A 24189-nucleotide genomic window follows, 5' to 3' on the forward strand; every position below is an offset into this window, starting at 1 on the left:
TTCCCTTTCATGCGGGACGGCTAACCTTACAATGTTGTCACCCAAGACGATGGATACCGCCCGGGTAAAAGGAAACCGTTGCCGTCGTGCCCTCGCCTGTCCGTGACTCGACGGACAATTCATGACCAAGCCGCCCGCATACTTGCTTAGCCAGATAGAGGCCCATGCCGGTCGACTCCTCAACGGCCCGTCCATTCTCGCCTGTAAAGAAAGGATCGAATATACGCGGCAAATCCTGCGGCTCGATGCCGATGCCTTCGTCCTTGACCGACAGCTTAACCGCATTGGCCTGCGTAACAATCCGAATCGTAAGCTTCTTGTCGCCAGGTTTGCGCTTGGCGTATTTAATTGCGTTGTTAACGAGCTGATTCAGAATGAACGTCAGCCATTTCTCATCCGACTCCGTCGCGGCTTCCCCTTCGATTCTCGGATAGATCGAGTAACGGATGCACTCCCTTTTATGCCCGTTGATGACCGTCCGCGCAACTTCATGCAGCTGCAGCTGCCGCGGATGCAAGTCGAGCTCGAATTTATCCAGCCTTGCTGTATGCAGCATCATTTCCAGCCCGCGCGTCAACCGGCCAGTCTCCTCCCGCAAACTCGTCAGCAGCTCGGTTTGCTTCTCTCCAGACAGCTGCTGCTCTTTGCCCTCCTGCGCAAGCAGATCGATGACCGATACTGGCGTTTTCATATGATGCACCCACTGCATGACAAAATGATTATGCTGCTCTTGCTGACGCCGGTATTTGTTAAGCTCAGTCATATAAGCGCTGTGCTGCGCTTCAAGCAGTTGCTGTACCGCCTTCTGCTCCACTGTAATTCCTGACCGGACTAGCGTCGAAGCATTTAGCCTTACCGGTTTCTGAAGCGCTTCTCCCAGCTGTTTATAATAAGCACGCTGCCTCATATAATCGACAGTAAGACCCACGATCAGAAGCAGCAGCGCTAATTCGATAAAATAATAGAGCAAGCCGGGATCGGCCTGCTCCGCATAACGCAGCTTATCTAGCAAGAAGATGACGGAAGCAATTCCGATGCATCCCAAATAAACGGCAAGCATTATTTTACGATCCCATAAATAAGCTTTCCAGCTCATGCCTCGGCCCCTTTCTCTATATCCGACAAAACCAGCTTGTAGCCTTGACCGCGTACCGTCTCAATCGCCTTCACGACGCCAAGCTCCTCCAGCTTTTTGCGCAGTCTCGTCACATTGACTGTCAGCGTATTGTCATCGACGAACTGCACGTCATCCCAAAGCGCCTCCAGCAGCTCTTCGCGGCTTACGACGTGCTCCGGCCTGCGGAGGAAACATTCCGCCAGCAGCAGCTCGTTTTTCGTCAGCTCCACCCGCTTACCCTGCCATTCCAATTCATTGCGGCTAAGATACAGAGTAAGGCCATTTGCCTCCAGATCACCGCTGGCAGTACCGCTGCCAACTCCAAGGCCAGGTGTGCCTGCTGCATATTCCCCATAAACGCGGCGAAGCGCGCCTCTCACTTTAGCCATCAGTAAATCCAAGTGAATCGGCTTGGCCACATAATCGTCGCCGCCATTCTCGATGGCCATCACTTGATCCATCTCTCCGGCGCGTGCCGAAATAAATATAATCGGTACATTAGAGCGCGTACGGATTTGCCTGCACCAATAAAAACCGTCGAAATAAGACAAATTAATATCAAGCAGCACGAGATGCGGATCATAATCGATAAATTCGGCCAGCAGCTCCTTGAACCGTTCTGCCCGCCGCACCTCGAAGCCGTATTTTTCCATATTCGCTTTTAAAATTCCGCCGATCTTATCATCGTCTTCTACTATAAATATACGATACATCTAAAGACTGCCTCCGAATCAAACGCGACATTGATATTGAACTTGAACACCCTTATGATAGCAGTTTCAATGAAAGCGTTCAAACGAAAAAGCCCCGGCTGCGCAAGAGGCAGCCGGGGCTTTGCCGACATTAGAAATTCGGATTTCCGAAAGCTCCGGTCCGGAAATCATGGAAAGCTTGCGTAATTTCCCGATCGGTATTCATAACGAACGGCCCGCGCTGAACCATTGGCTCGTTAATCGGTTCACCGCTTAATACGAGCACAAGCGCATCCTCCGTCAGCGCCTCGATCCGAATCCCGCCAGGTTCGTTCCGGAATAGAACGAAATCATTTTCCGCTGCTTGTTTGTGTTCGTTGATCATCACTTCGCCTCGCAGCACGAGCAAACCAGCATTATATGAGACTGGAAGTGTAAAGCTCGCTTGCCCGCCCTGATTGAAATCAATATCGAAGAGATTGAGCGGTGTATAGGTGCTTGCTGGTCCCCGCACGCCATTATACTCGCCAGCAATAATACGTACGCTGCCGCCTTCATTAGGCAGTTCAACCCTTCCCATTGCGGAAGACAACAGCTCCTGATAGCCTGGTGTTGTCATTTTATTCGCCTGCGGCAAATTGACCCAGAGCTGAATCATTTGCATGACGCCTCCCTGCTCGGAGAAGCTTTTCTCCTGATATTCTTTATGCAGCACGCCGGACCCCGCCGTCATCCACTGCACGTCGCCAGGACCAATGATGCCATGATTGCCCGCGCTGTCATGATGCTCAATGCGGCCTTGATAGGCAATCGTCACCGTCTCGAAGCCGCGATGCGGGTGGGCTCCGATACCTTTCACCTCGGCGCCTGGCGGAAATTCAACCGGTGCGCCGTAGTCCATCAGCACGAACGGGCTGATTCGCTGCTCAAATGAATTGCCTCCAGGGAAATAATTCGATACGCGAAAGCCGTCGCCTACCATGTGGAAGGGCGAGCCTTGAAATGTGCCTTCGATCTCGCGATAAGTTGCAGTGTTGGTCATGAGAACCATCTCCTTATTAATAAGTTTATTGGATTTTATCTTCAATTAAAGATATAAGGCCGGTATAAACCGCCGAGAACTACTTTCCGGCGGCTCCTTTGCCTAATGCTTTTAACAACGCAATAGCCTGCTTCTGCTCCTCTAAAGTCAAGCTGCCCATCACTGTTTCAATCCGCTCCGTATGCTGCGGGAAAATTTCATCGAACAATTGCCGTCCAACGTCCGTAATTTCCGCGTACGTCACTCTTCGGTCTGTACTGCACGGCACACGCTTCAAGTAACCCTTGTTTTCAAGTTTATCGATATTGTACGTCATCGTACCGCTCGTTATTAATATCCTGTCCCCTATCTGCTGGATCGGGATACGGCCTTTCGCATACAACACTTCCAATATGGCAAATTCGGAGGAAGATAAACCATAGCTTTTTATATCTTTTACCGCAACGTCCATAATGCTCTTAAATGATTTGGACAATACAACTAACAATTTCAGCGCTGTCTGCTGTTCCTCACTCATCGCTTCCTTCATCCGCTCACCCCCTCATCAGTAGTTATCTTGAATTAAAGATATAATAAATTTCCTTTGCTGTCAAGCCTTTGACCCGTTTACGGTCCATTCATAGGAATAGCAACCAGCCTATAGTTGGAAAAGTTAACCTTTGCTATCCGTCGTATGCAGCAATTTCAATCTTGAAAGAAGGACTCTATTCCCACATTCCTTCACAAAATCATTACAAATTCTAAATAATGGGATAATAATCGACTGTTAAACTGACGTTGAATAAGAGATCGATATCGAGAAAGGTGACGAAAACCGATGCAAATGAAAAAAGTAGTGGTCATCTCCATGCTGGCGGCGGCAATTGGTACAACAGCCGTAACTCCGGTAATGGCACAAACGAATGCAGCTTCGCAAACCCAGCAGGCACTGCAAATCAAGAACGCAACCTTTACCGTTAATGGCAAAGCAGTTGCAATCCGCACCATTAACAAAAGCGGGACAACACTCGTCTCGGTGCGTGACATTGCCCTGGCAATCGGAGCTGAGATCAATGTTTCCAAAGGCGTGATCAAAGTTCAACTGAATCACAAAAGTGCAACCCTGACGGGCAGCGCGGTTACGTCTGTTGGCGGCAATTCGTTCACTGAGCCAAAAGCGCTGCTTGAAAAGCTTGGCGCAACGTATGTAGCAGGAAGCAATGTAGTCACTTCGATCAAACTGCTTGCTGACATCGAACAAGCCGCATGGATTAACCCTTCCACCTTGCTTGCATCGAAAACCATCGAAGGCGGACGTGAAGACTACCTGATCGATACAGCGACAGGCCGCAGCGAATTGCTGCTTGCTTCCTCCAATACTTCTGACCTTGTGATCTCGAATGACGGCACTAAAGTTGCTTATACGGATGAGAACGGCGCTGTATACGTGATCACGCTTGCTACGAAGCAGACGGTTCAAGCCAGCACGGACAACTCGATTAAAAACGAGCTGCAATGGTCCGCTGACGGTTCCGCATTGTTCTTCCTGCAAGGCGACAAAAACTCTGTAATCGCCAAAGTTGATCTGGCAGACGGCAAAGTAACGAAAGTGCTGGAAGACAAAGTCGACTACAAGGCTGATCTCAGCGTATCCTCCGACGGCGGCAAATTCGCTTTCACGGTTATCAAACAGCCTAAAGTTACAGCCGACGCTGGCAAGGACGTTAGCCTGGATGACGTAGCGATCGATGCAACAGGAACAGAACCACAGTTGTACTTCTATGACGCAGCGAAAGCCGACAACAAGCCGGTTCAACTGACTAACGATAAAACGGATAAAGCGTTCCCGCAAATCTCTGCAGACGGCTCGAAAGCCTACTTTGTAAGCTTGAGCGACGACGCTAACAGCACAGGTACACTTGAAGTTGTTGACATCGCTGGCAAAACGGTAAAACCGCTCTTCAATGAACAAGACGTTTACCAGCTTGCAGCGAAAGGAAATAAACTTTACTTGCTTACTGCCAAAGGCGAAGGCAATGCCATTTACAATATCGACGCCGCAACCGGCGCAGCTACACTTGTACATACCGTATCGGACGGTGTCAGCGAAATCATCGTATCGAATAACGACCAGCTTGCAGCTATCAGCAACGGATTGCTCGCAGTAGCCATCAACGGCAAATTCACAACCATCACAAAATAATTTATTGGAGGAAAAACGCAATGAAATGGTTTAAACAAATTACGATAGCGGCACTTATCGCCGTAATTGGCTTCAGCTCGGTGCATGTTGCAGACGCAGCAAGCAAACTTTCAGGCAAAATTGTTATCAATGGCTCTTCCGCACTGCTTCCATTGACTCTTCAAGCAGCTAATGAGTTCAAAAAAGCTAATCCGAAAGTTAAAATCTCCGCATCCGCTGCCGGTTCGATTACAGGCCCGCAAGCGGTTCGCAAAGGTATCGCTGATATCGGCGCAGTAGACTGGGATGCTACGAAAGACGTTCCTGGCTTCAAAAAATTCGACGGTCAAGTTGCACATAAAGTCGCTGTTATTCCTTTCGCAACTGTCGTGAACAAAAACGTTGGCGTATCGAACCTGACGACGAAGGATCTGCAAGGCATTTTCTCCGGTAAAATTAAAAACTGGAAAGACGTTGGCGGCAAAGATGCTGAAATCATCGTCGTAAACCGTACGTTTGGTTCCGGCACACGCGTTAACTTCCAAGACAAAGCACTCGCTGGCGAAGACTTCATGACTAAAGGCGACAACTACAAAGAAGTAAAAACGAGCGGCGATATGAAGACGGCTATCGAAACTACGCCAAACGCTATCGGTTATATGGACCTTGCTTACGTAACGGACAAAATGTCAGCTTTGAGCGTTAACGGCGTTGCTCCAACTGAAGCTAACGTAATCAACGGCAAATACAAAGTATGGGGCTACGGCTACTACATGACTAAAGGCCAGCCTACTGGCGCTGTGAAGGAATTCATCGCTTACGTACAAAGCGCGAAATTCCAAAACGGTTCGCTCAAAAAGCTGAAATTCATTCCGATTTCCGCAATGAAATAAGAAGGAAAGAGCGGCCGGCTTGCGCATATGGCGCGTAGCCGGCTGTTTTTATCCAAAGGAGCCGAACTCAAATGTTAGAATCCTCCGTCGCTGCCCGTACGGGCTCTAAGCCATCGGAGCTTGGCGGCAGTATTATAGCCGGAAGCGGCAAACCGTTCGACCGCAAAAAAAGGCTGTTCGCCATGAACCGTTTTTTTCGCTACATATGCATAGCCAGTGCATGCTTCGTCTGCCTCATTCTTTTCCTTATTCTTATCCTGATGTTCCGTACAGGCGTCTTAACGTTCCGCGATATTTCATTTGCTGACTTCTTCTTTTCCACCAACTGGAATCCGATGGAGGAACAATACGGAGCGCTAATCTTTATATTCGGAACGTTTGCTTTAACGGCGCTAACGCTGCTCATCAGCGTACCGCTTTCTATTGCAATCGCTGTTTTTCTATCCGTCTTCGTGCCTGGCTGGCTGAAAAATGCGCTGCGGCCGATACTGGATCTGCTCGTTGGCATTCCATCCGTCGTATACGGCTACCTCGGCCTCACCGTTCTTATTCCGATGATCCGCAATGTGACGGGCAGCGGCATGGGCGATGGCATTCTGGCGGCGGCACTCGTCTTGACGATCATGGTACTGCCGACAATTAGCCGGATTAGCGATGATGCTATTTCTGCTGTACCCAGAAAATATAGCGATGCTTCTTACGCTCTAGGAGCTACCCGTTTCCATACCGTTTGGAAGGTGCTGCTTCCTTCCGCGCGCAGCGGTATTATGTATGCCGTGATTTTAGGCATGGCCCGCGCGATCGGCGAGACGATGGCTGTCGTTATGGTTATTGGCAATACAGCTCAGCTCGCAGACAGCTTGCTCAAACCGACATCCGTTCTAACAAGTAACATCGTTATGCAAATTTCCAACGTTCCATTTGACTCCACCTGGAACTATGCCCTTTACCTGATGGGCTTCCTGCTGCTTGTTATTTCGATTCTGATGATTGCTACCGTTCGCTGGCTGCAACGCAAGGGGGTACAAGGATGAAGTCGACACAAACGGCCAACCCCTTTCAAGGCGTCGGTAAAATGAACCGATTGAACAACCGCGTCTTCACGCTGCTGGTCTGGATTATCGGTGCGGCAGCTATTCTATTTATTTTCGGCCTGCTGTTTCTCATCTTGGAGGCAGGACTGCCGAATTTGACTTGGGACTTTCTGTTCGGACTGCCGAGCGAAATCGATGAAGGCGGCGGCATCGGCCCTACGCTGATCAACTCGTTCTACATCCTTGGCATTTCCCTCATCATTGCCATTCCGCTCGGCATGGCTGCCGGCATTTATTTGGCCGAATTTGCGCCAGACAACAAACTGATCGGCTTCGTGCGCATTTGCGTAGAAGCGCTGGCTTCGGTTCCGTCGATTATTTTCGGCCTGTTCGGCATTGCGCTGTTCGTGGAATTTTTCCAGATTGGCTTGACGATTCTCGGCGGAGCGGTCAGTCTTGCATTCCTGAACCTGCCTGTCTTGGTAAGGGTGACCGAGGAATCACTGCGCGCTGTGCCGAAGGAGCTCAAAAGCGCTTCCTTCGCACTTGGCGGCACGCATCTGCAGACGATCTCCCGCGTTCTGATCCCGGCTGCGCTGACCGGTATCGTCACTGGTATTTGCCTTGTGGCGGGCCGTGCATTCGGCGAGAGTGCTGTCATTATTCTGACTGCCGGCGTAACGACGTCCGGGGAAATGTGGGACTTTAATTTGTTCTCGCCGGGCGCGACGCTTGCCGTTCATCTCTGGTATGTACAATCGGAAGCGATCGTACCCGATGCTCAGCAAATTGCCCAGAAGGCGGCGGCGGTTCTTGTCTTCGTCGTGCTGTTCATCAATTTGGTGTTCCGGATTCCGCTTTGGTTGAAGGCTAGGAAGATGAAGGGCTAGGGCTGTTTGACTGCTAGTTTAAAAGGCTGTCGAGAATTTCTCTCGGCAGCTTTTTTTAATGTATTGTGGTGCCCGTATGCTGGGGTCGCTGCGCGTTTCGGTCCGTGCTGTCGTTCTTGATTCCATTTCCCCATCGCTAACACGATATAAAATGGACAGAACCTGCGAAAAGTCAGCCCGAACTCGAAACACTCCGCTCACCCTCTACTGGTGCAAATAACTTAACAACACTCAACCTAACTCCTGTGTTCTCCCGCTAATTCTTTTAACAGCAAATCGTTTTCTGCCAAGTCACTTTGAACATCGCTGCGCGTTTCGGTCCGTGCTGTCGTTCTTGATTCCATTTCCCCCATCGCTAACACGATGTAAAATGGACAGAACCTGCGAAAAGTCAGCCCGAACTCGAAACACTCCGCTCACCCTCTACTGGTGCAAATAACTTGATCTATCGGAGGCGAATTAGTCTAGGTGGCTAGTACGAAGGTTTCTTGGCCTCTCACATAAAATTCATGCTACTGCCATAGAACGAAGCAGCTTCGCTATATAACGAAGGTCGGTTCGCAAATTATGTGGAATCCCCCCCCATTGGGGAACTCTCCAGCATTAGCGAAGAGAATTTCGCTTTTGGAAAAGCCAGGTTCACCAGTTGCGAAGTTTTCTTCGCTGTAGCTTTTGCCGCAGCTATTTGGCTCTCCTGCAGCGAATTCGAATTCGCTCTTATGCGAACCAGGTTCGCAATGGGGTAAATGCTGACCCTTCTAACGGTTTTATTCCGTTTGCTTAGCCATACTCCCAGGTTACACCCGGACTTTCACAGGTAACATCAAGCCGGATACCAGGGAACGAAGCAACTTCGCTGTATAACGAAGGTCGGTTCGCAAATTATGTGGAATAGACCCCCATTTGGGGAACTCTCCGGCATTAGCGAAGAGAATTTCGCTTTTGGAGAAGCCAGGTTCACCAGTTGCGAAGTTTTCTTCGCTGTAGCTTTTGCCGCAACAATTTGCTGCTCAAATAGCGAATTCGAATTCGCTCTTTTGCGAACCAGGTTCGCTATAGGGTAAATGCTGACCGATCTAACGGTTTTATTCCGTTTGACTAGCCATACTCCGAGGTTCCCTACAAAGAAGCTTGATTAGCTCTTTTGTGAAGCAGGTCGCTAATATGTGGTAGAACACCGTCATGCTACGCTACAACACATCACACGCTGGGAGCTGTGCGTGGTAATAAATGTTAGTTAAGGGGCCACTCACCATACGTGGTTCTGAACAAAATTTGGGCATAAGCAGCAGCTTCGTTTTTAACAGCCGCAGCGGAGAAGTTCATTAACTGTTGGTTTCGTTTCAGTCCGGAAACTCCGGCTCCATACGATGCCGGGTGGTTCGTTATTCAATGATTCGAGAAACGGCCAACGGTCCACGGTACATGATTCGGGTCAGCAGCAGCGCAAGCTCCTCGACCGGGAGGCTCATGCCGCTGCGAATCCAGTGTGTCAGCATGCCGATGTTGGCAGAGGTCATAAAGGCGATCAAATATTCTTTTGGAAAACCCGGGTCACGTTCGCCCACGATTTTCATAAACGCCTGATTGTACATTCTTTCGGTCATAAATTCCCTGATCCGCATCGGAAACCGGGCATCCCCGTTAGGTCCCAGTATGACACGAAAAAAATCAGCATGCTCCGCAAAATAATTGAGCACGTTCAAGCTAACCGGATAAATTTGATCTTTCTCGGCATAGCGGATCATATCATATGGATTCAAGTGGCTCATTACACCTGTAAGACCTACAAAAACCTCTTCCTTGATCTGATCCATCAAATCCGGCACATCCCGGTAATGCAAATAAAACGTCCCCCGGTTAATTTCCGCTTTCTCCGTCAACTCACTTACGGTAACCCGCTCAAGTCCTCTTTCATCCACAAGCTCAAGCAACGCGCTGCGAAGCAGACGCCTCGTTCTTTTTTTGCGCAGATCCGTTTTTTCTCCCATCGACCAGACTCCTTTTTTTCAAGTTAATGAACACAAAAAGCTCCTAATGCCGATTACTCGACAAATGGTGCGACATTGATTATTGAATGGTTTCTTTCGATCATTATAATTAACACTGTGATCCTTAATCAACAAATTGTCTATTATTTTACAAGAAAATGATAAAGAGAAAAAAGGAGAGAATCAACGATGAATGGTTCAAAAAACATGTTCCGCAACAAGTTAGTGTGGATCGGATTAGCTTTAGTGGTCGGCGTTATTTTTATTATGGGTTTGGCGCAGCTAGGCTCATCCTCCAATCCTGTGCCCAAAAACATGCCGGTAGCGCTCGTCTCGCTCGATAAGGAAGTGCAACTCCCTAATGGGCAGACTTTGGCTATCGGAAAAATGATCGAACAGCAGCTTATGACAGCCGCTCCCTCTCAGGGTACAGAGCCTCCGCTCAAGTGGGAACGGGTTAATAGCAAGGATACCGCGATGCAAGGTCTCGACGACAAAAAATATTACAGTGTGCTGATTCTGCCGGAGTCGCTCAGCGCCGATATTGCTACCTTGTTCAGCCCGCAGCCAAAAGCAGCAGCGGTAGAGGTTTACCTCAATCAGGGCATGAACATAACCGGAGCCAATCTCGTTTCCCAGGTACTTACCAAGATCGGTGAAGGCATGAACGGACAACTGCGCAAACAGGTGCTCGAAGGCGTAAAGGCTCAAGGCGATATATTAAATAGCGCGCAGGCTGCTGCGTTGGCTTCGCCAATCACGCTGCAGACGGAAATCGTACATCCCGTACCCGCACATAGCGCCAACGGCAATGCCCCAGTCGCTTTTACAATTCTGGCTTGGTTCGGTGCTATGATTGCATCCGTTCTTACGTTTCAGGCTTCAGCCAAGGCCCGTTCCACAAGCAAACTAAGCAATGCAGGCGTCGCTGTCTCGCAAGCTGTTATCGGTCTGCTGTATGTGCTGGTGGCGCTTGGCGCAACACTTTTACTGGCAAAAAGCACGCTAGGAATGACGATTGCGGACAGCTGGCAATTCAGCATTTACTTTACATTCATTAGTTATTGCTTCTTCCTGATGCAATCTTGTTTGTTAAACTGGCTTGGTATGAACGGCATGCCGATTATGATTCTGATCTTCTTCTTCGGATCGCCGATACTCGCATTACCGTCTCAAATGCTGCCTGCCTTTACGCAGGATTGGCTGTACTCGTGGATTCCGCTTCGCTTCGGTACCGAAATATTGCGCGAAGTTCTTTACTTTGGCGGCAGCTCATTCTCCTCTGCCTCTGCAGTTACATTGATTATTATTGGAGCCGTCGCCCTTTGTCTCTCGCTGCTCGCTGCAGTCGTCAAACCTTACAAGGATAAGAATAAGGCGAAGGAAACCGCAGCTGCAGAAAGTAAACTGGCCGTTTAAACGAAAGATAGCAAACATAAAAAAAGGCAGGAACCGTCATGGTTCCTGCCTTTTTGCGTTAATTAAGCTGTTGGCATTTTCGTATCGGTCGGCTTGGCAAAGCCTTTGCCATAAGCCTCGTCAATCCACTCGCGAATCTCAAGCGTCGTTTTGCCTGCTTGCTTCATCGTCACTGCCTGTGCGGCAATTTTCAAACAGACGCCACAGCGCGTGCCATGATCGTCCCAGACTACTGAGCCATCTTCTTTCATTTCCGCGATAAAACAGTTCAAATTGCTCTTATGATTCGCACTCTCGCCGCAGCCGCAGAAGCAAGGAATCCACTCCAGCAAATCAGCAGCTTGTCCCGCCGCCTGATATACGATTCGCATATCCTCGCTTTGACCGTCCAAAAACTTCGGAAGTACTGCAGCAGATGCTGTCTCCTCCTGCAAATCACCGTTTACAGCGTGACTGCTATGCCCGTCATTTCCATGTCCAGCATGTTCGTTGTTCGTGCTGCCGCTGTTGTTCCCGCCGCAAGCGGATAACAAAACGAGCGACAGCAGAGCCAGAACCGCAAGCTTTTTCATCGTTCTATACCTCATCCCTATTAATAAAACCGTTGTTTAGATTCATCTGATTTATAACTCTTGCTGCTGCAGCTCTATGATTGGCAGCTCGTCCACAAAGCCTCTCCGTTTGAGCCAATTCGCGCAATTAAGCGTCCAGGTATGCGCCTCTGGATGATCATAGGCAAGGCCAAGACCGTGATGCCCGCTCTCATAGACATGCAGCTCGAAAGGGACGCCATTTTCACTAAGCGCTTGCGAGAACAGCAAGCTGTTTTGTACAGGAACAGCGCTGTCGTCGGCTGTATGCCACAGAAAAGTAGGCGGAGTGTCGGACGTTACCTGCAGCTCGCCTGACAGCGAATCACGCTGTTGCTGAGAAGAGTCCTCGCCAAGCAAATTCACTAATGAGCCCGGATGGGTGTACTTGCCTAAAGAAATAACAGGGTAACACAGTACCATGAGATCCGGTCTGCTGCTGACCCTCTCTATAGGATCAGCGCTCTCTACATCACCGGCATCGTACTGCGTACCCGCGGTAGAAGCAAGATGTCCGCCCGCCGAGAAACCTAGTATGCCAATACGGCTCGGATCCACGCCGAATTCCGCAGCCCGGCTGCGCACAAGACGGAGGGCCCGCTTCGCGTCATTTAGCGGATGCGGATGCTGATTCGGGGCCACCCGATAATCCAATACAAAAGCATGCAAGCCAATATCGTTCAGCCATTCCGCTATAGGCTTACCTTCATGTTCCGCCCGATAAGCATAGCCGCCTCCCGGCAGCACGATAATGGCCGCAAGCGGCTTGTCCGTTGCTTTCAAATACGGGGTCAAAAACGGAATTTCACTAGCCTCATCAACCGCACCCTCTGGCCAAATCGCAAATTTCTCCATTTCTTTGGGCACCTCCATTAAAGCGTTGTCATCTTATGATAACAGGTTGCTGGATTTTTTTACAGGTTGGATTGAATCAGAAAGTTTATTAAATTTCGTGAACATTTTAAAGGAGAGATTCCCTTGAAAAAACTTAATTATTGGGAGAAAAGACTGCTGGTCAGCTTAGCGGCCTTAGCTATTATTGGTGTTGTCGCCTATATCAGCAAGCATTTTTGACAGCCGGCAATGATAATTCGACAGAATATAGCCAAAAGCACCTATTCCATTTGAATATGGAGGGTGCTTCTTGCTATCATTAGAATTAGCTATCACAAGCCACGGTCTCCCGGCAGTACAGGAATTGGCTTCGCGTTCGTCTGTCTTGCACGCGTGCATGAAGCATCCAACGTATGGGAGGTTATGTATGAAAAAAAGGGTGTTGAAATTGGTACTTTCCATTGCAGCTCTTCTATTAATCGTGATTATAGGAGCAAGTTTTTATTTCTACAATGTCGCAATCGCGAGAGCTGATAAAAGCTTTCTTAACGGCAATCCCGATCTCGCCGTTACGGCAGCAGCAGCAGAGGCTGTTGAAATCGATGGGGATGAGTTATGGTGGGAGAAGCAGACCTTCGAGACGTGGACCCTCGTTTCCGAAGATGGTTTGAAACTGCATGCCTATTATTTGCCCGCTGCCATAACGACGGACAAAACGGTCATTCTCGCACACGGTTATTCAGGCCAAGCCCCCCAAATGAACAAGCTGGCTCAAATGTACAGGGAGAAGCTTGGCTACAACGTCCTTTTGCCTGATGCACGCGGACATGGCCGCAGCGAAGGACGCTATATCGGCTTCGGCTGGCCGGAACGTAAGGATTACCTCGGCTGGATCGCGAGCGTGCTTGAACGCAGCGGGACCGGCTCTCAAATCGTCCTCCATGGCGTCTCTATGGGCGGCGCGACCGTCATGATGACCAGCGGTGAGGAGCTTCCGCCTCAAGTGAAGGCCATTGTAGAAGATTGCGGCTATACTTCCGTCCAAGATGAATTATCGTACCAGTTGAAACGGATGTATCGTCTGCCTTCCTTTCCGCTGCTGCAATCCACCAGCCTGCTCACTAAAATACGAGCTGGCTACGCATTTAATGAAGCTTCAGCGTTGAAGCAAGTGAAAAAAACGGATAAGCCGATGCTGTTCATCCACGGTGACGCCGACTTGTTCGTTCCGACCGACATGGTCTACGAGCTGTACGAGAATGGCCCGCAGCATAAGAAGCTCTATGTCGTGCCGGGGGCGGGACATGGCCAAGCCCGGCAGACCGACCCGGTCGCTTACGATCGGGAAGTATCGGAGTTTATTGGGGCTTATGTGAAATAGTGATATGAAAGGCTGTCGAGATGATCTCGGCAGCCTTTTTCCTTGCACGCATCACCCCCGGGATCGCTACGTGTTTCGGTCCATGCCGGCGTTCTCGCTCGCAACCCCCGGGTTCGCTGCGCATTTCGGTTCATGCCGCTATTCTTGATCCCATTGTCCAATCGTTTTCACGATGATAAATGGATTGAATCTGCAAAAAATCGTCCTGAACTCGAAACACTCTGCTCACCCTATGCCGCACAGTATCGACAGATCAACAACAAACAACACATAGGGATAATTACACTTACAACTAAGACTACAGCGCGTCAAATCAACATATACTACTTCCTAGTCAACTCTGCTCTGAACCGTCCACCCGTTTCCAATTAGCGGGATAGTTGTTATGCGATTGTTTTCCATATATTAACACAAAAACTTCTCAATACTACCAGGAAACGAATCTGTTTCGCTAATTAACGAAGACCGGTTCGCTGATATGACTCTAAAACCTGTGAATCGGAGCTGCACTTCAGCATTAGCGAAAAGACTTTCGCTATTGGAGAAGCTATGTTCTCGGAAAGCGAAGTTTAGTTCGCTGCAGCTTCTGCCGCCGCAATTCACCTCCTGCAGAACGAACTTTGATTCGTTATTTTGCGAAGCAGGTTCGCTAAAGTTCTCGGCCGCCACAGTGCCCCCAGTAATCAACTCAGGTTGTGCGACGAGAGAGCAAAGTAGTCCACACCTCTGAATAGTTGCATGACCACGTAATTTAGTGTGCTCCCTAAAATAAAAAGAGACTGCCTTCCGCAGGCAGCCCCTTGTATTTTATAGATTTACAACTTTGTTCAGACGCTGGCAAACGATATGTCGTTTGTTGCTTTGGCAGCCACGATGCGGCCGAGCTCTTCATTGCAGCGGGCAATAATCGCTGGAGCCGTACTTTCAGCATTGTCCCAAGTACTGTGCGCATCCGTTACGAGGGTAACAGAGTAGCCCAGCCCGATAGCGCCTTTGCACGTTGCTTCCACACAATACTCGCTTTGCATTCCTGCTAAGATGAGATGACGAATACCCGACTGTTGAAGGCGCTCATGCAAATCCGTATCAAGGAATGCATTCGGCGTCGTCTTGTGAATGATGGAATCAGCCTTTTCTGGAGCTAACTCGCTATGGATTTCCCACGGCCTCGTTCCCTTAACCAATGGGCCGTTTTCAGGCGGCTCGTTATGCTGGATGTAGTAGATCGGAGCCCCATTTTTTCGCGCTTCGGCCAATAGCTGCTTCATATTATCGAGAACCGTACGGGCATTGTATACCGAATTACCCTCCGCCAGCATATCGTTTTGTGCGTCAACGATCAGCAAAACTGTTGATTCCATGCGTGACTCCTCCTTCACCCAGAGAGCACTCTAACTCTTTGCTATCCAATAAATTGGTTGGCATGCAGCTTAACTTCCTCGATGCTCACATCTTTTATTTTCTTATCACGAACATCTTTCCAGTTCTCGTAATAATCTTGCTTCATATAGACATTCATATCGAATCTGCCCATGCGGAACATAACTCTATAACCAATGATTTTTTCACTTGCCATCGTGCACCTCCTGAAGAACTGTGCAAACAGTGCCGCAAAGCCTATCGCTGCTCTATTTCTCCATTATAATAGCTATATGCTTTAACTTCTATCATTGGAATCATTACTCCTACATCGTATCATAATTCAATACCTGAGCCGCAATACCTTCGAAAATTGTTATAAAGATTGAATTCATTCTTGCGTAAAGAACTCATTATCGCCACTTTCTTACTCAACGCTCCCCAAACGTGAAATACCAATAACTTCACTGTCTCTTATGAGAGGGTTCTCCGTACCATCACTAGAGCAAAATCAAAGGCCGCCATAATCGAAAGGCTGGATCTCACAGCCTACATCTCGCATGAATCGTTCGCCCACTTCCCCAGCGATATTCTGGCTGAAGCCAGCAAGCTGGGTGTATAGCTCCCTCGGCTTGCGGCTATGAAGCGGTATTTCCAATAAACCATAAGCGATACTCTAACGGCGAAACATATAGATTCCATATTGTAGAATCTCGAAAGGTTTAATTCAAAGCACACTAAAAGGGGCTGTCCCAGAAGCAGTTTACAAAAAATTAGCCCCCACTTTTTGTGCGATATTCAAGTAAAAAAGAACCTTCAGATCCACTTTCTTCGTGGTTTTGAAGGTTCTTTTGCACATACTATGGGATTCTCTCACTCGGGCTTCCCCTTTTGGGACAGCCCCTTTTTATTTAATGAACAAGATAACAACTATTACAGGCTGCACTTATCCTACTCTAGATTAGCATGTCTGCCATACATCGTCGCGGAATCCAACTGCCGGCTCTCCATTAACTTCAGCACAACCGCGTCGCAAAAAACTAGCAGCGTCTGCTCGAACAAGGCCCCCATAGGTTGGATGGACTTGTATCCATTGCCTGATGGTTGGATGGTCTTGTATCCATTGCCTGATTGCTCTTTAGTAGACCCCGGCAATCTGACGATGATATCTGTCATTTTTCCAATGGTTGATTCGGGAGAAATCGTAATAATCGCAACTGTTCCGCCTAAGCTTTTGGCTTTCTCGGCCATGGGCACCAGGCTTCTTGTCTCTCCCGAACCGGATCCGATAATGAATAGATCCTCTTTTCCTAAGTTTGGAGTTACTGTCTCACCTACCACATACACTTCGATACCCATTTGCATCATACGCATGGCAAACGCCCGTATCATCAAACCCGATCTTCCCGCTCCCGCTACAAAAACTTTGCTCGCTCGAAGGATGTGATCCGCCAATATGCTGGCTTCTTCCTCTGCAATGAGAGCTAACGTTTGATTCAGCTCTTTTACAATTTCAGCTCCATACTCATTTATTCGCATCAGGCATTATCCTTGTTTAATTAATTTTTGCATTTCAGCGGCCGTAGCCGGTTTATCTTCCGAACCGGTAATTCCGCCGCCTACAATAATAAGATCAGGCTTCGCTTTAATGACCTCTGGCAATGTACTCAATTTAATGCCGCCTGCGACTGCTACTTTTGCATGCTTCACGACGCGCTTGATCGTCATCAGATCCTCAAACGAGTTTTTGCCTATAGCTTGAAGATCATAACCCGTATGCACACAGATGTAATCCACTCCAAACGCATCGAGCTCCTTCGCCCGTCCTTCAATATCGTGAACGCCAATCATATCGACCAAAATCTGTTTCTGTTGTTTCTTAGCCTCTTCCACTGCGCCCTTGATCGTCATATCCTCAGCTACGCCAAGAATCGTGATAATGTCAGCACCAGCTTCAGATGCCTTCATCACTTCATAACCAGCGGCATCCATCACTTTGAGATCCGCCAGCACTTTCAGGTCAGGGAATGCCTCTTTAATTTCCTTAACAGCTCTGAGTCCCTCATTAATGACAACCGGCGTGCCGATCTCAACGATATCGATATAAGGCTCGACTTCTTTTATCAGTTGCTTCGCTTCCGGGATATTGACCAAGTCTAATGCTAGTTGCAGTTCCATTTATATTTCTCTCCTTATGCATTTTATTTATGGAATGAATCTTTGGTATAATGATGCGACTATCATTCACAATCATGCTAGCTGCCGGCTGTTCAAATACTAAAGGATGTATTCACAAAAGAGAAGAATGCACTTTAATGTGCGGTGGTTACAAAAAAGTAACCTTTGTGCTGGGAGGAGGAAGTCAGATGTCCGATCTACGAAAAGAAATTATGGACAAGGTCAGCAATGGGGATTTCAACTGTGAAAAAGAATTGACTCTGTCCGTTATTGGCGGCAAGTGGAAATTGATTATTCTCTGGCATTTAGGAAAACAAGGTCCCCAGCGCTTCAGTGAACTTCAGAGGCTGCTGCCGAAAATTACGCATAAAATGCTGACAAGTCAGCTGAAAGAATTAATGGATGACGGCATTATTCATCGAGAAGTATTTCCGGAAGTGCCTCCGAGGGTCGAATATTCGATGACTGAGCTTGGAATGACGCTGCTGCCGATTTTGGAGATGATGTACACATGGGGCAAAAACCGAATAACGGATATTAAAAAAATGCAGGAACAGCCTTCATAACAATAGGAATAGATATCGCTGGGACAAAAAAACGGACTCGCCTTAATAATGGCAAGTCCGTTTTGTTTATAACTTTCAATAATCGCACATTAAACGCTTTTCTTAGATCAAACCATTACCTTCATCGAATCCGAGCATGAGATTCATACTTTGTATAGCCGCACCTGATGCCCCTTTGCCTAAATTATCGTATCTTGAAATAATATTGATTTTGTCTCCTTGTCCAAAAACAAAAATTTCGAGCTGGTTCGTATCATTACACTCCGACAACATAAAATGGCCTTCATCGAGATAAGCCTCTGAGTCGTAAGGCATGACATGCACGAAACGCTCTCCTTCAAAATACGCCGACAATGCATCATGTACATCTTTTGCAGTGGCATTCTTCATATACCTGCTCGCTAACGGAATCGACATCGCGATTCCTTGTGCATAATTCGCTTTGATAGGTGTAAATATCGGCTCATAGGCAAGTCCGGAATACAACTTCATCTCGGGGAGGTGCTTATGATTAAGCTGCATGGAATAATGCCTAGGCACATTCAGCTTTTTCTCAGCCGCAATGGTTGGATTCTCGTATTCCTCAATGCCGCTTCGTCCAGCACCGGAATAGCCTGTCAGAGAGTTGCACGTAACCGGATAATCTTGTGGAAGTATGCCCGCCTCAATCAGCGGTCTTGTTGAAAGAATAAAACCGGTAGCATGACAGCCGGGAACGGAAACTCTGGTTGCGCTGCGGATCAACTCACGTTGATTTTTCAACTCAGGCAAACCATAAGCCCAATGACGATCCGTTCTAAACACGGTACTCGCATTAATAATCTTCGTTTTTTCATTCTTTACAAGCGCAACAGACTCTTGTGCAGCCGAATCGGGAAGACAAAGAAATACGAGATCCGCTGCATTCAAATATTCGCTTCGTGCTTCGGCATCTTTTCTTTTGCTTGTGTCTATTCTAAGTATTTCGATATCCGACAGTTTGGATAAATACTCAAAAATCTTCAACCCGGTCGTACCCTCTTGCCCGTCAACAAACACTTTATACGGCATGATCCTTCTCCTCAATGAATAATTATACTCAATAATGATTAATTATACATATATCCGTCATTTATTCAATCACTCATGTCACGTAAAACATTGAAAAAACTTGCTTACCCCGCTTTTGTCTTAGTCACTGTATTAGGAATAACTGCCGACTCTGCTTATAGACTAATCTGCTGACGAGCTCGTGAAAGCCGAGCGAAAAGCAACCCAGCGACCGCTTAATCAGCGGTTTTTTTATTGTTCGCATTTTGCAGCCAACGAAAAAAACCTCCCTAACGATGAGCGTTAGGGAGGTTTTAGCTGTAGCTATTTATGGAATTGTTAATGCGCAGTTAAGTTCTTAGCAAGGATCAGCAGCCGGGTTGCCCGCTGCCGTAGCCGTACGGAACGACGAGCCGCAGCCGCAAGTTGCTGTAGCATTCGGATTGTCGATGGTGAAGCCGCCGCCCATAGCGGAGTCCTTCCAATCGATCAGCAAGCCGTTCAAATATTTCATGCTTTCCTCGTCCACAACGACCTTCAGCCCGGACAATTCAAGCGATTTATCGCTGTCGCTTTGTTCGTCATCGAAGCCCATGCCGTAGGAGAAGCCGCTGCAGCCGCCTTCCTTAACGCCAATACGCAGGAACAAGTCCGGTGTACCTTCCTCTTCCAGCATTTCTTTTATTTTATCTGTTGCCGAATCACTAATCGTGATCATGCCGCATCCCTCCAATTTTCACTAATTGCATCCATCAGGTTACGGATAAAAAAAGCCGTTACCTACCTGTAGTATACTCCTCTTCTGGCGCTTCCTCAAGAGAATAACGCCTGTCTCATGGAGCACAAACTGCAACAATCATGTAAGCACAGTGAATTCACTTTAATGGTTGCCCCTGTTTCGGAACAGGTTTATAATAATGACAGCTTCTTAATCGGTATAGCAAGTTCTTTTTTTCACAATCGTATTCGACAAACGAATCGAGTCGTTATAGGATTCCCTTCGAACAAACAGAATCAGCTGCGCCTTCTATCAGAGACGCGGCAACCTTTTCGTTACGCCATGAAATAGAAGCGTATTTATTTAGATGATGCCTATACGAATTGTATTTAGACAAAGGAGGCTGTCAGCATGAACACAGCTGTACAAAGCGACAATAAGCAAATGCAGGAAATCGTTGAGAAGGTCCGCCGGGGCGAGAGGCTCACGCTGGAAGACGGTGTGTTTCTATATAAATCCGACGATCTGCTTACGATTGGACAGTTGGCGAATGAAGCCAATTTGAAGAAAAACGGTAAAAAAGTTTATTTTATCGAAAATATGAGTCTCTATTTCACGAACGTATGCGAAGCGCATTGCGCGTTTTGCAATTTCCGCAAGGATGAGGGCCAGGAAGGCGCCTATACGCTTTCGGGAGAACAGATGATTGAATATGTCGAACAGCACATTCATCCGGGCGTACGCGAATTTCATATCGTAGGCGGCCATAATCCGCATGTGCCATTCCAATATTACGTCGATTCGATCAAAGCGTTGCATGAAAAATATCCGGAAGTAACTTTGAAAGCCTATACCGCAGCCGAGATTGATTTCTTCTCGCGCATTAGCGGATTGAGCTATAAAGAAGTGCTGCAAGAGCTCATGAAGGTCGGCTTGAAATCACTGACCGGCGGCGGCGCGGAAATTTTATCCGATCAGTATCGTAAAAAAATGCGTGTCGACAAAGCCGATGTCAGCCAATATCTCGAAGTACACCGTACCGCTCATGAGCTTGGACTGCGGACGCATACGACGATGCTGTACGGCTCCATCGAATCCCATGAAGACCGCATCAAGCATATGCTGCAAATACGGGATCTCCAAGACGAAACAAACGGCTTCCAGGTGTTCATTCCGCTGTCGATGCAGCCGATTAACCCGAAAGCAGGCATTCGCCGCCGGAACTCGGCGTTCGAGGATTTGAAGACGATCGCGATTAGCCGCTTGATGCTGGACAATATTCAACATATTAAAGCTTACTTCATTAATATCGGTACGCAACTGACGCAGGTCTCGCTCACAATGGGCGCTTCCGACGCACACGGCACGATTGTGAAGGAAAGAATCAGCCACGCAGCAGGCGCATTGACACCTGAGGGCATCACACGCGAGGATCTGATCTGGCTCATTAAAGGTGCAGGGCGCATCCCGGTAGAACGGGACACCTTCTATAACGAAATCAAAGTATACGAGTAATTGACCATACGGACGCACATATTAGTATCATAAAATCGGCATCATTACAGACATTTGATAGGGTAGGGAACCGGAATGAGAAAATTTGTGATTTTAGGCGGCGGTTATGGAGGTCAGGCTATTGCAGCGGATTTGCTGGATAAGCAGCTCCCGCTTGACGTGGAAATTATTCTGATCGACCGTATGCCGCATCAGGGATTAAAAACCGAATATTATGCGCTTGCCGCTGGCACCGTATCTGATCTGGAATTGCGCGTAAAGTTTCCTCACGATCCAAGAATAACGACGAAATACGGTGAAGTAACTGGGCTCGATTTGGACGAAAAGATCGTCCATATTGAAGGACAAGATTCGATCGCTTATGAATGGCTGGTCATCGGACTTGGCTGCACGGACAACTATCACGGCATTGAAGGCGCCGAGCAGTTCTCCACGAGCATCCAGTCCTTCTCGGCGGCCAGACGCACTTATCAGCTGCTTAACGATGTGAAGCCTTACGGTCAAGTATCTATTATCGGCGGCGGTTTAAGCGGCGTTGAGGTAGCTGCCGAGCTTAGAGAAAGCCGCGCTGACCTGAACATCCGGATTATTGACCGCGGACCAAGTGTCCTGTCGGCTTTTCCCAATCAGCTTCAAAAGTTCGTAGCCGCATGGTTCAAAGAGCACCAAGTAGAGATGCGCAGTCACGTCTCTCTCTCACGTGTAGAGAATGGCGCTTTGTATGACCATAATGCCAACGAAACGATTCTAACGGACGTCACCGTCTGGACAGCGGGCATTCAACCTGTCGAGCTCGTTCAACGGCTGAACCTTCCGAAGGACAATCAAGGCCGTCTTATTATTAATGAATGGCATCAGCTGCCGGATCATACCGACGTCTTTATCGTCGGCGACTGCGCTTCTCTTCCGCTTTCTCCAAGCGGTCAGGCAGCCGGCGCACAAGGCAAGCAAATTGCGGAAGTGATGCATGCCGTATGGCAAGACAAAACGCCTCCTAAGCTTGGCAAACTCAAGCTCAAAGGCGTTCTCGGATCACTTGGCAAAAAAAGCGGATTTGGTCTTATGGGCGGTACGCCGCTCGTCGGCAAAATTCCGCGGCTCGTCAAAAGCGGCGTGCTCTGGAAGTCGAAACGGCATTTCGGGTAATGCTAATCAGGAGCGTCCCCCGCTCGTCTCTCGTTCGTTAGCGTGGCAGACCTGCTTCATCACTCGTTCCTTAAGCTGCGGCACATCTGCAGCCGAGACGATTAAGCAGTCGACAAGCGCGAACGGAAGCAAATAACATTCGCCGCAATTGCCGAGGCAGCCGTATTCAATCACTTGAAGAGAGGTATCCTTCTCCAGCTCCTGCATGAAGGCCTCGGTGCCATCATGGTGCATATTGCCGGCGCAAAATTCGATTGTCGTCTTACTCAATTTTGCTCACCACGCCTTAAAGGTTTGATATCCATTTTCATTCGCTTCACTTTGTACTATAATAGGGGAGAAAGGAGATGATTGCAATGAGTGAACAAGTACAAGACACTATGTACGACGAAGTATTGGACGTACTCGATAAATTGCGTCCGTTTCTGCAACGTGACGGAGGCGACGTTGAACTCGTGGATGTGGAGGACGGCATCGTCAAACTCCGCTTGATGGGTGCTTGCGGCAGCTGCCCAAGTTCAACGATCACACTGAAAGCCGGTATCGAACGGGCACTGCTCGAAGAGGTAGAAGGCGTTCAAGAAGTCGTTCAAGTATTCTAATGAAAATGGCGGAGCAGGGATTATCCCTGCGCCGCCATTTTTTAATCAACCAGCTTTTTTTGATTTTTCTCCAGAAGCCCGCATTCCTCCGGTTCACATACTTCTCATTGTTGATCAGCAGATCATAGGTGGTCCACAGCGTAACTGTGCGGATGAATAAATAGGCGCCCATAGCAATTAACACGACGCAAATCGGATAATAAGGCACCAGTGCACCCTGAGCGATCCCTTCTTTCTCCAGTACAAAAGCCATTCCGCCTATCGCAACCATAGCAGCACCAACAATAATTACAGCTGCGTACTTTCTTTTCAACCGATTCATACGGTCCGTCAATTGCTTCACATATCCCTGATCCAGCAATAGAGGTTCTTTTTCCAGCACATGGTACCGCTGCTCATCTCCCAATATGGCGGACATGAAGACAACGACACCCGCCGCCCCCAGCAATAGAATAAGGATCGAATAGACAATTGGTTCTTCACGGAAGATCAAATATGGCAAGCTGGCCAGGATAAGCAGCCCCATGCCTGCCGCAATTCGATTGGATATTTTCTGCTGATAGCTCATAAACCCTTCCGCCATCTCTTGGCTGACATAATAGCCGCGTTCTTCACGCCCGCTATTCTCCTCAGTCTCCTTCAGCAAATAATCGATGGAGACTTCGAACAAATTGCCGATCATAAGCAGCTTTTCAGTTTCGGGGAACCCTTGACCATTTTCCCACTTGCTGACTGCCTGTCTGGTCGTGCTCAGCTTTTCAGCCAGCGCTTCCTGAGAATAGCCTTTTTCTTTTCTTAACCGAAACAATTTCTCGCTAAATGCCATATGCTTGCTCTCCTTTGCTTTTTGTTACCTGAATTATAGAAAAACAAAGGGGCGGCTGCTATATCATTCAGGTTGCGTTTGCGCCATTTGCGGTTGCAAATGCGTAACTTCGGGCATTTTTCTGTTCATTCAGCTTCTAAAACAGCTTTGCTTACACTTTTGCACAACGGTCTGGTCAGTACTTCCAGTTTACCAGAATACCACTT

At 48.1% G+C, this 24189-nt stretch carries 25 protein-coding genes; 10 read left to right on the top strand and 15 right to left on the bottom strand.

The window, feature by feature from the left end:
• Positions 1-37 precede the first annotated feature (37 nt).
• The 4 genes from IEX98_RS17505 to IEX98_RS17520 all read right to left on the bottom strand — a co-directional run bounded on the left by IEX98_RS17505 (position 38) and on the right by IEX98_RS17520 (position 3380).
• The gene (locus IEX98_RS17505; RefSeq protein WP_188890496.1) at positions 38-1096 is read right to left on the bottom strand and encodes a HAMP domain-containing histidine kinase; all 1059 of its coding nucleotides are present in this window, start codon (positions 1094-1096) and stop codon (positions 38-40) included.
• Positions 1093-1830, bottom strand: a complete 738-nt coding sequence (locus IEX98_RS17510) for a response regulator transcription factor (RefSeq protein ID WP_188890497.1) — start codon at positions 1828-1830, stop codon at positions 1093-1095. The genes IEX98_RS17505 and IEX98_RS17510 overlap by 4 nt, the downstream gene beginning before the upstream one ends.
• A gap of 130 nt (positions 1831-1960) precedes the next feature.
• Positions 1961-2851 carry a pirin family protein gene (locus IEX98_RS17515; RefSeq protein ID WP_188890498.1) on the bottom strand — a complete coding sequence of 297 codons (891 nt, stop codon included), beginning with the start codon at positions 2849-2851 and terminating at the stop codon, positions 1961-1963.
• Between the two features lie 79 nt (positions 2852-2930).
• Positions 2931-3380, bottom strand: coding sequence for a MarR family winged helix-turn-helix transcriptional regulator (locus IEX98_RS17520; protein WP_188890499.1), 450 nt, complete (start codon positions 3378-3380; stop codon positions 2931-2933).
• 288 nt (positions 3381-3668) lie between these two features.
• On the opposite strand from IEX98_RS17520, the gene IEX98_RS17525 reads away from it, so the two are divergent.
• From IEX98_RS17525 to pstA, 4 genes are all read left to right on the top strand, one after another.
• The gene (locus IEX98_RS17525) at positions 3669-5033 is read left to right on the top strand and encodes a stalk domain-containing protein (RefSeq protein WP_188890500.1); all 1365 of its coding nucleotides are present in this window, start codon (positions 3669-3671) and stop codon (positions 5031-5033) included.
• Between the two features lie 20 nt (positions 5034-5053).
• Positions 5054-5905 carry a phosphate ABC transporter substrate-binding protein gene (locus IEX98_RS17530; protein WP_188890501.1) on the top strand — a complete coding sequence of 284 codons (852 nt, stop codon included), beginning with the start codon at positions 5054-5056 and terminating at the stop codon, positions 5903-5905.
• A 71-nt stretch (positions 5906-5976) separates the two neighbouring features.
• Positions 5977-6939: a phosphate ABC transporter permease subunit PstC gene (gene pstC, locus IEX98_RS17535; RefSeq protein WP_188890502.1), complete on the top strand. Its 963-nt coding sequence runs from the start codon at positions 5977-5979 to the stop codon at positions 6937-6939.
• Positions 6936-7829, top strand: a complete 894-nt coding sequence (gene pstA / locus IEX98_RS17540) for a phosphate ABC transporter permease PstA (RefSeq protein WP_229692242.1) — start codon at positions 6936-6938, stop codon at positions 7827-7829. The genes pstC and pstA overlap by 4 nt, the downstream gene beginning before the upstream one ends.
• Positions 7830-9214: 1385 nt before the next feature.
• Here pstA and IEX98_RS17545 read toward each other — a convergent pair.
• Entirely contained in the window at positions 9215-9820 is a 606-nt protein-coding gene (locus tag IEX98_RS17545; protein WP_188890503.1) for a TetR/AcrR family transcriptional regulator, read from the bottom strand.
• 189 nt (positions 9821-10009) lie between these two features.
• Between IEX98_RS17545 and IEX98_RS17550 the strand changes: the two genes are divergently transcribed.
• Entirely contained in the window at positions 10010-11239 is a 1230-nt protein-coding gene (locus IEX98_RS17550) for a YhgE/Pip domain-containing protein (RefSeq protein ID WP_188890504.1), read from the top strand.
• Between the two features lie 62 nt (positions 11240-11301).
• Here IEX98_RS17550 and IEX98_RS17555 read toward each other — a convergent pair whose 3' ends face one another.
• Both IEX98_RS17555 and IEX98_RS17560 read right to left on the bottom strand, forming a co-directional pair.
• Complete coding sequence (locus tag IEX98_RS17555; RefSeq protein ID WP_188890505.1) at positions 11302-11811, bottom strand: PCYCGC motif-containing (lipo)protein; 510 nt, start codon at positions 11809-11811, stop codon at positions 11302-11304.
• Between the two features lie 51 nt (positions 11812-11862).
• The gene (locus IEX98_RS17560) at positions 11863-12684 is read right to left on the bottom strand and encodes an alpha/beta hydrolase (RefSeq protein WP_188890506.1); all 822 of its coding nucleotides are present in this window, start codon (positions 12682-12684) and stop codon (positions 11863-11865) included.
• 406 nt (positions 12685-13090) lie between these two features.
• On the opposite strand from IEX98_RS17560, the gene IEX98_RS17565 reads away from it, so the two are divergent.
• The gene (locus IEX98_RS17565) at positions 13091-14044 is read left to right on the top strand and encodes an alpha/beta hydrolase (RefSeq protein WP_188890507.1); all 954 of its coding nucleotides are present in this window, start codon (positions 13091-13093) and stop codon (positions 14042-14044) included.
• An 827-nt stretch (positions 14045-14871) separates the two neighbouring features.
• On the opposite strand, the gene IEX98_RS17570 is transcribed toward IEX98_RS17565, so the two are convergent.
• From IEX98_RS17570 to hxlA, 4 genes are all read right to left on the bottom strand, one after another.
• Complete coding sequence (locus IEX98_RS17570) at positions 14872-15405, bottom strand: cysteine hydrolase family protein (RefSeq protein ID WP_188890508.1); 534 nt, start codon at positions 15403-15405, stop codon at positions 14872-14874.
• Positions 15406-15446: 41 nt separating this feature from the next.
• The gene (locus tag IEX98_RS17575) at positions 15447-15620 is read right to left on the bottom strand and encodes a hypothetical protein (protein ID WP_188890509.1); all 174 of its coding nucleotides are present in this window, start codon (positions 15618-15620) and stop codon (positions 15447-15449) included.
• Positions 15621-16354: 734 nt separating this feature from the next.
• The gene (gene hxlB, locus IEX98_RS17580; protein ID WP_188890510.1) at positions 16355-16942 is read right to left on the bottom strand and encodes a 6-phospho-3-hexuloisomerase; all 588 of its coding nucleotides are present in this window, start codon (positions 16940-16942) and stop codon (positions 16355-16357) included.
• Between the two features lie 6 nt (positions 16943-16948).
• On the bottom strand, positions 16949-17581 hold the full coding sequence (gene hxlA / locus IEX98_RS17585) for a 3-hexulose-6-phosphate synthase (RefSeq protein ID WP_188890511.1): 633 nt from the start codon (positions 17579-17581) through the stop codon (positions 16949-16951).
• A 188-nt stretch (positions 17582-17769) separates the two neighbouring features.
• Here hxlA and IEX98_RS17590 point away from each other — a divergent pair, with 188 nt between their 5' ends.
• Entirely contained in the window at positions 17770-18147 is a 378-nt protein-coding gene (locus tag IEX98_RS17590; protein ID WP_308421804.1) for a winged helix-turn-helix transcriptional regulator, read from the top strand.
• 102 nt (positions 18148-18249) lie between these two features.
• On the opposite strand, the gene argC is transcribed toward IEX98_RS17590, so the two are convergent.
• Positions 18250-19197: an N-acetyl-gamma-glutamyl-phosphate reductase gene (gene argC, locus IEX98_RS17595; protein WP_188890512.1), complete on the bottom strand. Its 948-nt coding sequence runs from the start codon at positions 19195-19197 to the stop codon at positions 18250-18252.
• 337 nt (positions 19198-19534) lie between these two features.
• Positions 19535-19894 carry an iron-sulfur cluster insertion protein ErpA gene (gene erpA, locus IEX98_RS17600; RefSeq protein WP_188890513.1) on the bottom strand — a complete coding sequence of 120 codons (360 nt, stop codon included), beginning with the start codon at positions 19892-19894 and terminating at the stop codon, positions 19535-19537.
• A gap of 411 nt (positions 19895-20305) precedes the next feature.
• On the opposite strand from erpA, the gene mqnE reads away from it, so the two are divergent.
• Together mqnE and IEX98_RS17610 are read left to right on the top strand one after the other, a co-directional pair.
• A complete protein-coding gene (gene mqnE / locus IEX98_RS17605; RefSeq protein WP_188890514.1) occupies positions 20306-21409 on the top strand; it encodes an aminofutalosine synthase MqnE in 1104 nt (367 codons plus the stop codon).
• A 75-nt stretch (positions 21410-21484) separates the two neighbouring features.
• Entirely contained in the window at positions 21485-22555 is a 1071-nt protein-coding gene (locus tag IEX98_RS17610) for an NAD(P)/FAD-dependent oxidoreductase (RefSeq protein WP_188890515.1), read from the top strand.
• A gap of 6 nt (positions 22556-22561) precedes the next feature.
• On the opposite strand, the gene IEX98_RS17615 is transcribed toward IEX98_RS17610, so the two are convergent.
• A complete protein-coding gene (locus tag IEX98_RS17615; protein ID WP_188890516.1) occupies positions 22562-22825 on the bottom strand; it encodes a DUF1450 domain-containing protein in 264 nt (87 codons plus the stop codon).
• Between the two features lie 86 nt (positions 22826-22911).
• On the opposite strand from IEX98_RS17615, the gene IEX98_RS17620 reads away from it, so the two are divergent.
• Positions 22912-23157 (top strand): NifU family protein, encoded by a 246-nt coding sequence (locus tag IEX98_RS17620; RefSeq protein WP_042165422.1) that lies wholly within the window; start codon positions 22912-22914, stop codon positions 23155-23157.
• Here the strand turns inward: IEX98_RS17620 and IEX98_RS17625 are convergent.
• The gene (locus tag IEX98_RS17625) at positions 23081-23983 is read right to left on the bottom strand and encodes a helix-turn-helix domain-containing protein (protein WP_188890517.1); all 903 of its coding nucleotides are present in this window, start codon (positions 23981-23983) and stop codon (positions 23081-23083) included. The two genes, IEX98_RS17620 and IEX98_RS17625, sit on opposite strands and share 77 nt — an antisense overlap.
• Between the last annotated feature and the right edge of the window lie 206 nt (positions 23984-24189).

The sequence above is a fragment of the Paenibacillus radicis (ex Gao et al. 2016) genome (genome assembly GCF_014641555.1).
GTDB lineage: Bacteria > Bacillota > Bacilli > Paenibacillales > Paenibacillaceae > Pristimantibacillus > Pristimantibacillus radicis.

Coding starts and splice junctions, on each gene's coding strand:
- IEX98_RS17590 (WP_308421804.1), top strand. CDS start 17,770: ATGTCCGATCTACGAAAAGAAATTATGGACAAGGTCAGCAATGGGGAT.
- IEX98_RS17510 (WP_188890497.1), bottom strand. CDS start 1,830: ATGTATCGTATATTTATAGTAGAAGACGATGATAAGATCGGCGGAATT.
- IEX98_RS17505 (WP_188890496.1), bottom strand. CDS start 1,096: ATGAGCTGGAAAGCTTATTTATGGGATCGTAAAATAATGCTTGCCGTT.
- IEX98_RS17610 (WP_188890515.1), top strand. CDS start 21,485: ATGAGAAAATTTGTGATTTTAGGCGGCGGTTATGGAGGTCAGGCTATT.
- IEX98_RS17620 (WP_042165422.1), top strand. CDS start 22,912: ATGAGTGAACAAGTACAAGACACTATGTACGACGAAGTATTGGACGTA.
- IEX98_RS17625 (WP_188890517.1), bottom strand. CDS start 23,983: ATGGCATTTAGCGAGAAATTGTTTCGGTTAAGAAAAGAAAAAGGCTAT.
- IEX98_RS17570 (WP_188890508.1), bottom strand. CDS start 15,405: ATGGAATCAACAGTTTTGCTGATCGTTGACGCACAAAACGATATGCTG.
- IEX98_RS17515 (WP_188890498.1), bottom strand. CDS start 2,851: ATGACCAACACTGCAACTTATCGCGAGATCGAAGGCACATTTCAAGGC.
- IEX98_RS17560 (WP_188890506.1), bottom strand. CDS start 12,684: ATGGAGAAATTTGCGATTTGGCCAGAGGGTGCGGTTGATGAGGCTAGT.
- mqnE (WP_188890514.1), top strand. CDS start 20,306: ATGAACACAGCTGTACAAAGCGACAATAAGCAAATGCAGGAAATCGTT.
- IEX98_RS17550 (WP_188890504.1), top strand. CDS start 10,010: ATGAATGGTTCAAAAAACATGTTCCGCAACAAGTTAGTGTGGATCGGA.
- IEX98_RS17525 (WP_188890500.1), top strand. CDS start 3,669: ATGCAAATGAAAAAAGTAGTGGTCATCTCCATGCTGGCGGCGGCAATT.
- IEX98_RS17530 (WP_188890501.1), top strand. CDS start 5,054: ATGAAATGGTTTAAACAAATTACGATAGCGGCACTTATCGCCGTAATT.
- pstC (WP_188890502.1), top strand. CDS start 5,977: ATGTTAGAATCCTCCGTCGCTGCCCGTACGGGCTCTAAGCCATCGGAG.
- argC (WP_188890512.1), bottom strand. CDS start 19,197: ATGCCGTATAAAGTGTTTGTTGACGGGCAAGAGGGTACGACCGGGTTG.
- hxlA (WP_188890511.1), bottom strand. CDS start 17,581: ATGGAACTGCAACTAGCATTAGACTTGGTCAATATCCCGGAAGCGAAG.
- IEX98_RS17565 (WP_188890507.1), top strand. CDS start 13,091: ATGAAAAAAAGGGTGTTGAAATTGGTACTTTCCATTGCAGCTCTTCTA.
- IEX98_RS17520 (WP_188890499.1), bottom strand. CDS start 3,380: ATGAAGGAAGCGATGAGTGAGGAACAGCAGACAGCGCTGAAATTGTTA.
- hxlB (WP_188890510.1), bottom strand. CDS start 16,942: ATGCGAATAAATGAGTATGGAGCTGAAATTGTAAAAGAGCTGAATCAA.
- pstA (WP_229692242.1), top strand. CDS start 6,936: ATGAAGTCGACACAAACGGCCAACCCCTTTCAAGGCGTCGGTAAAATG.
- erpA (WP_188890513.1), bottom strand. CDS start 19,894: ATGATCACGATTAGTGATTCGGCAACAGATAAAATAAAAGAAATGCTG.
- IEX98_RS17575 (WP_188890509.1), bottom strand. CDS start 15,620: ATGGCAAGTGAAAAAATCATTGGTTATAGAGTTATGTTCCGCATGGGC.
- IEX98_RS17545 (WP_188890503.1), bottom strand. CDS start 9,820: ATGGGAGAAAAAACGGATCTGCGCAAAAAAAGAACGAGGCGTCTGCTT.
- IEX98_RS17555 (WP_188890505.1), bottom strand. CDS start 11,811: ATGAAAAAGCTTGCGGTTCTGGCTCTGCTGTCGCTCGTTTTGTTATCC.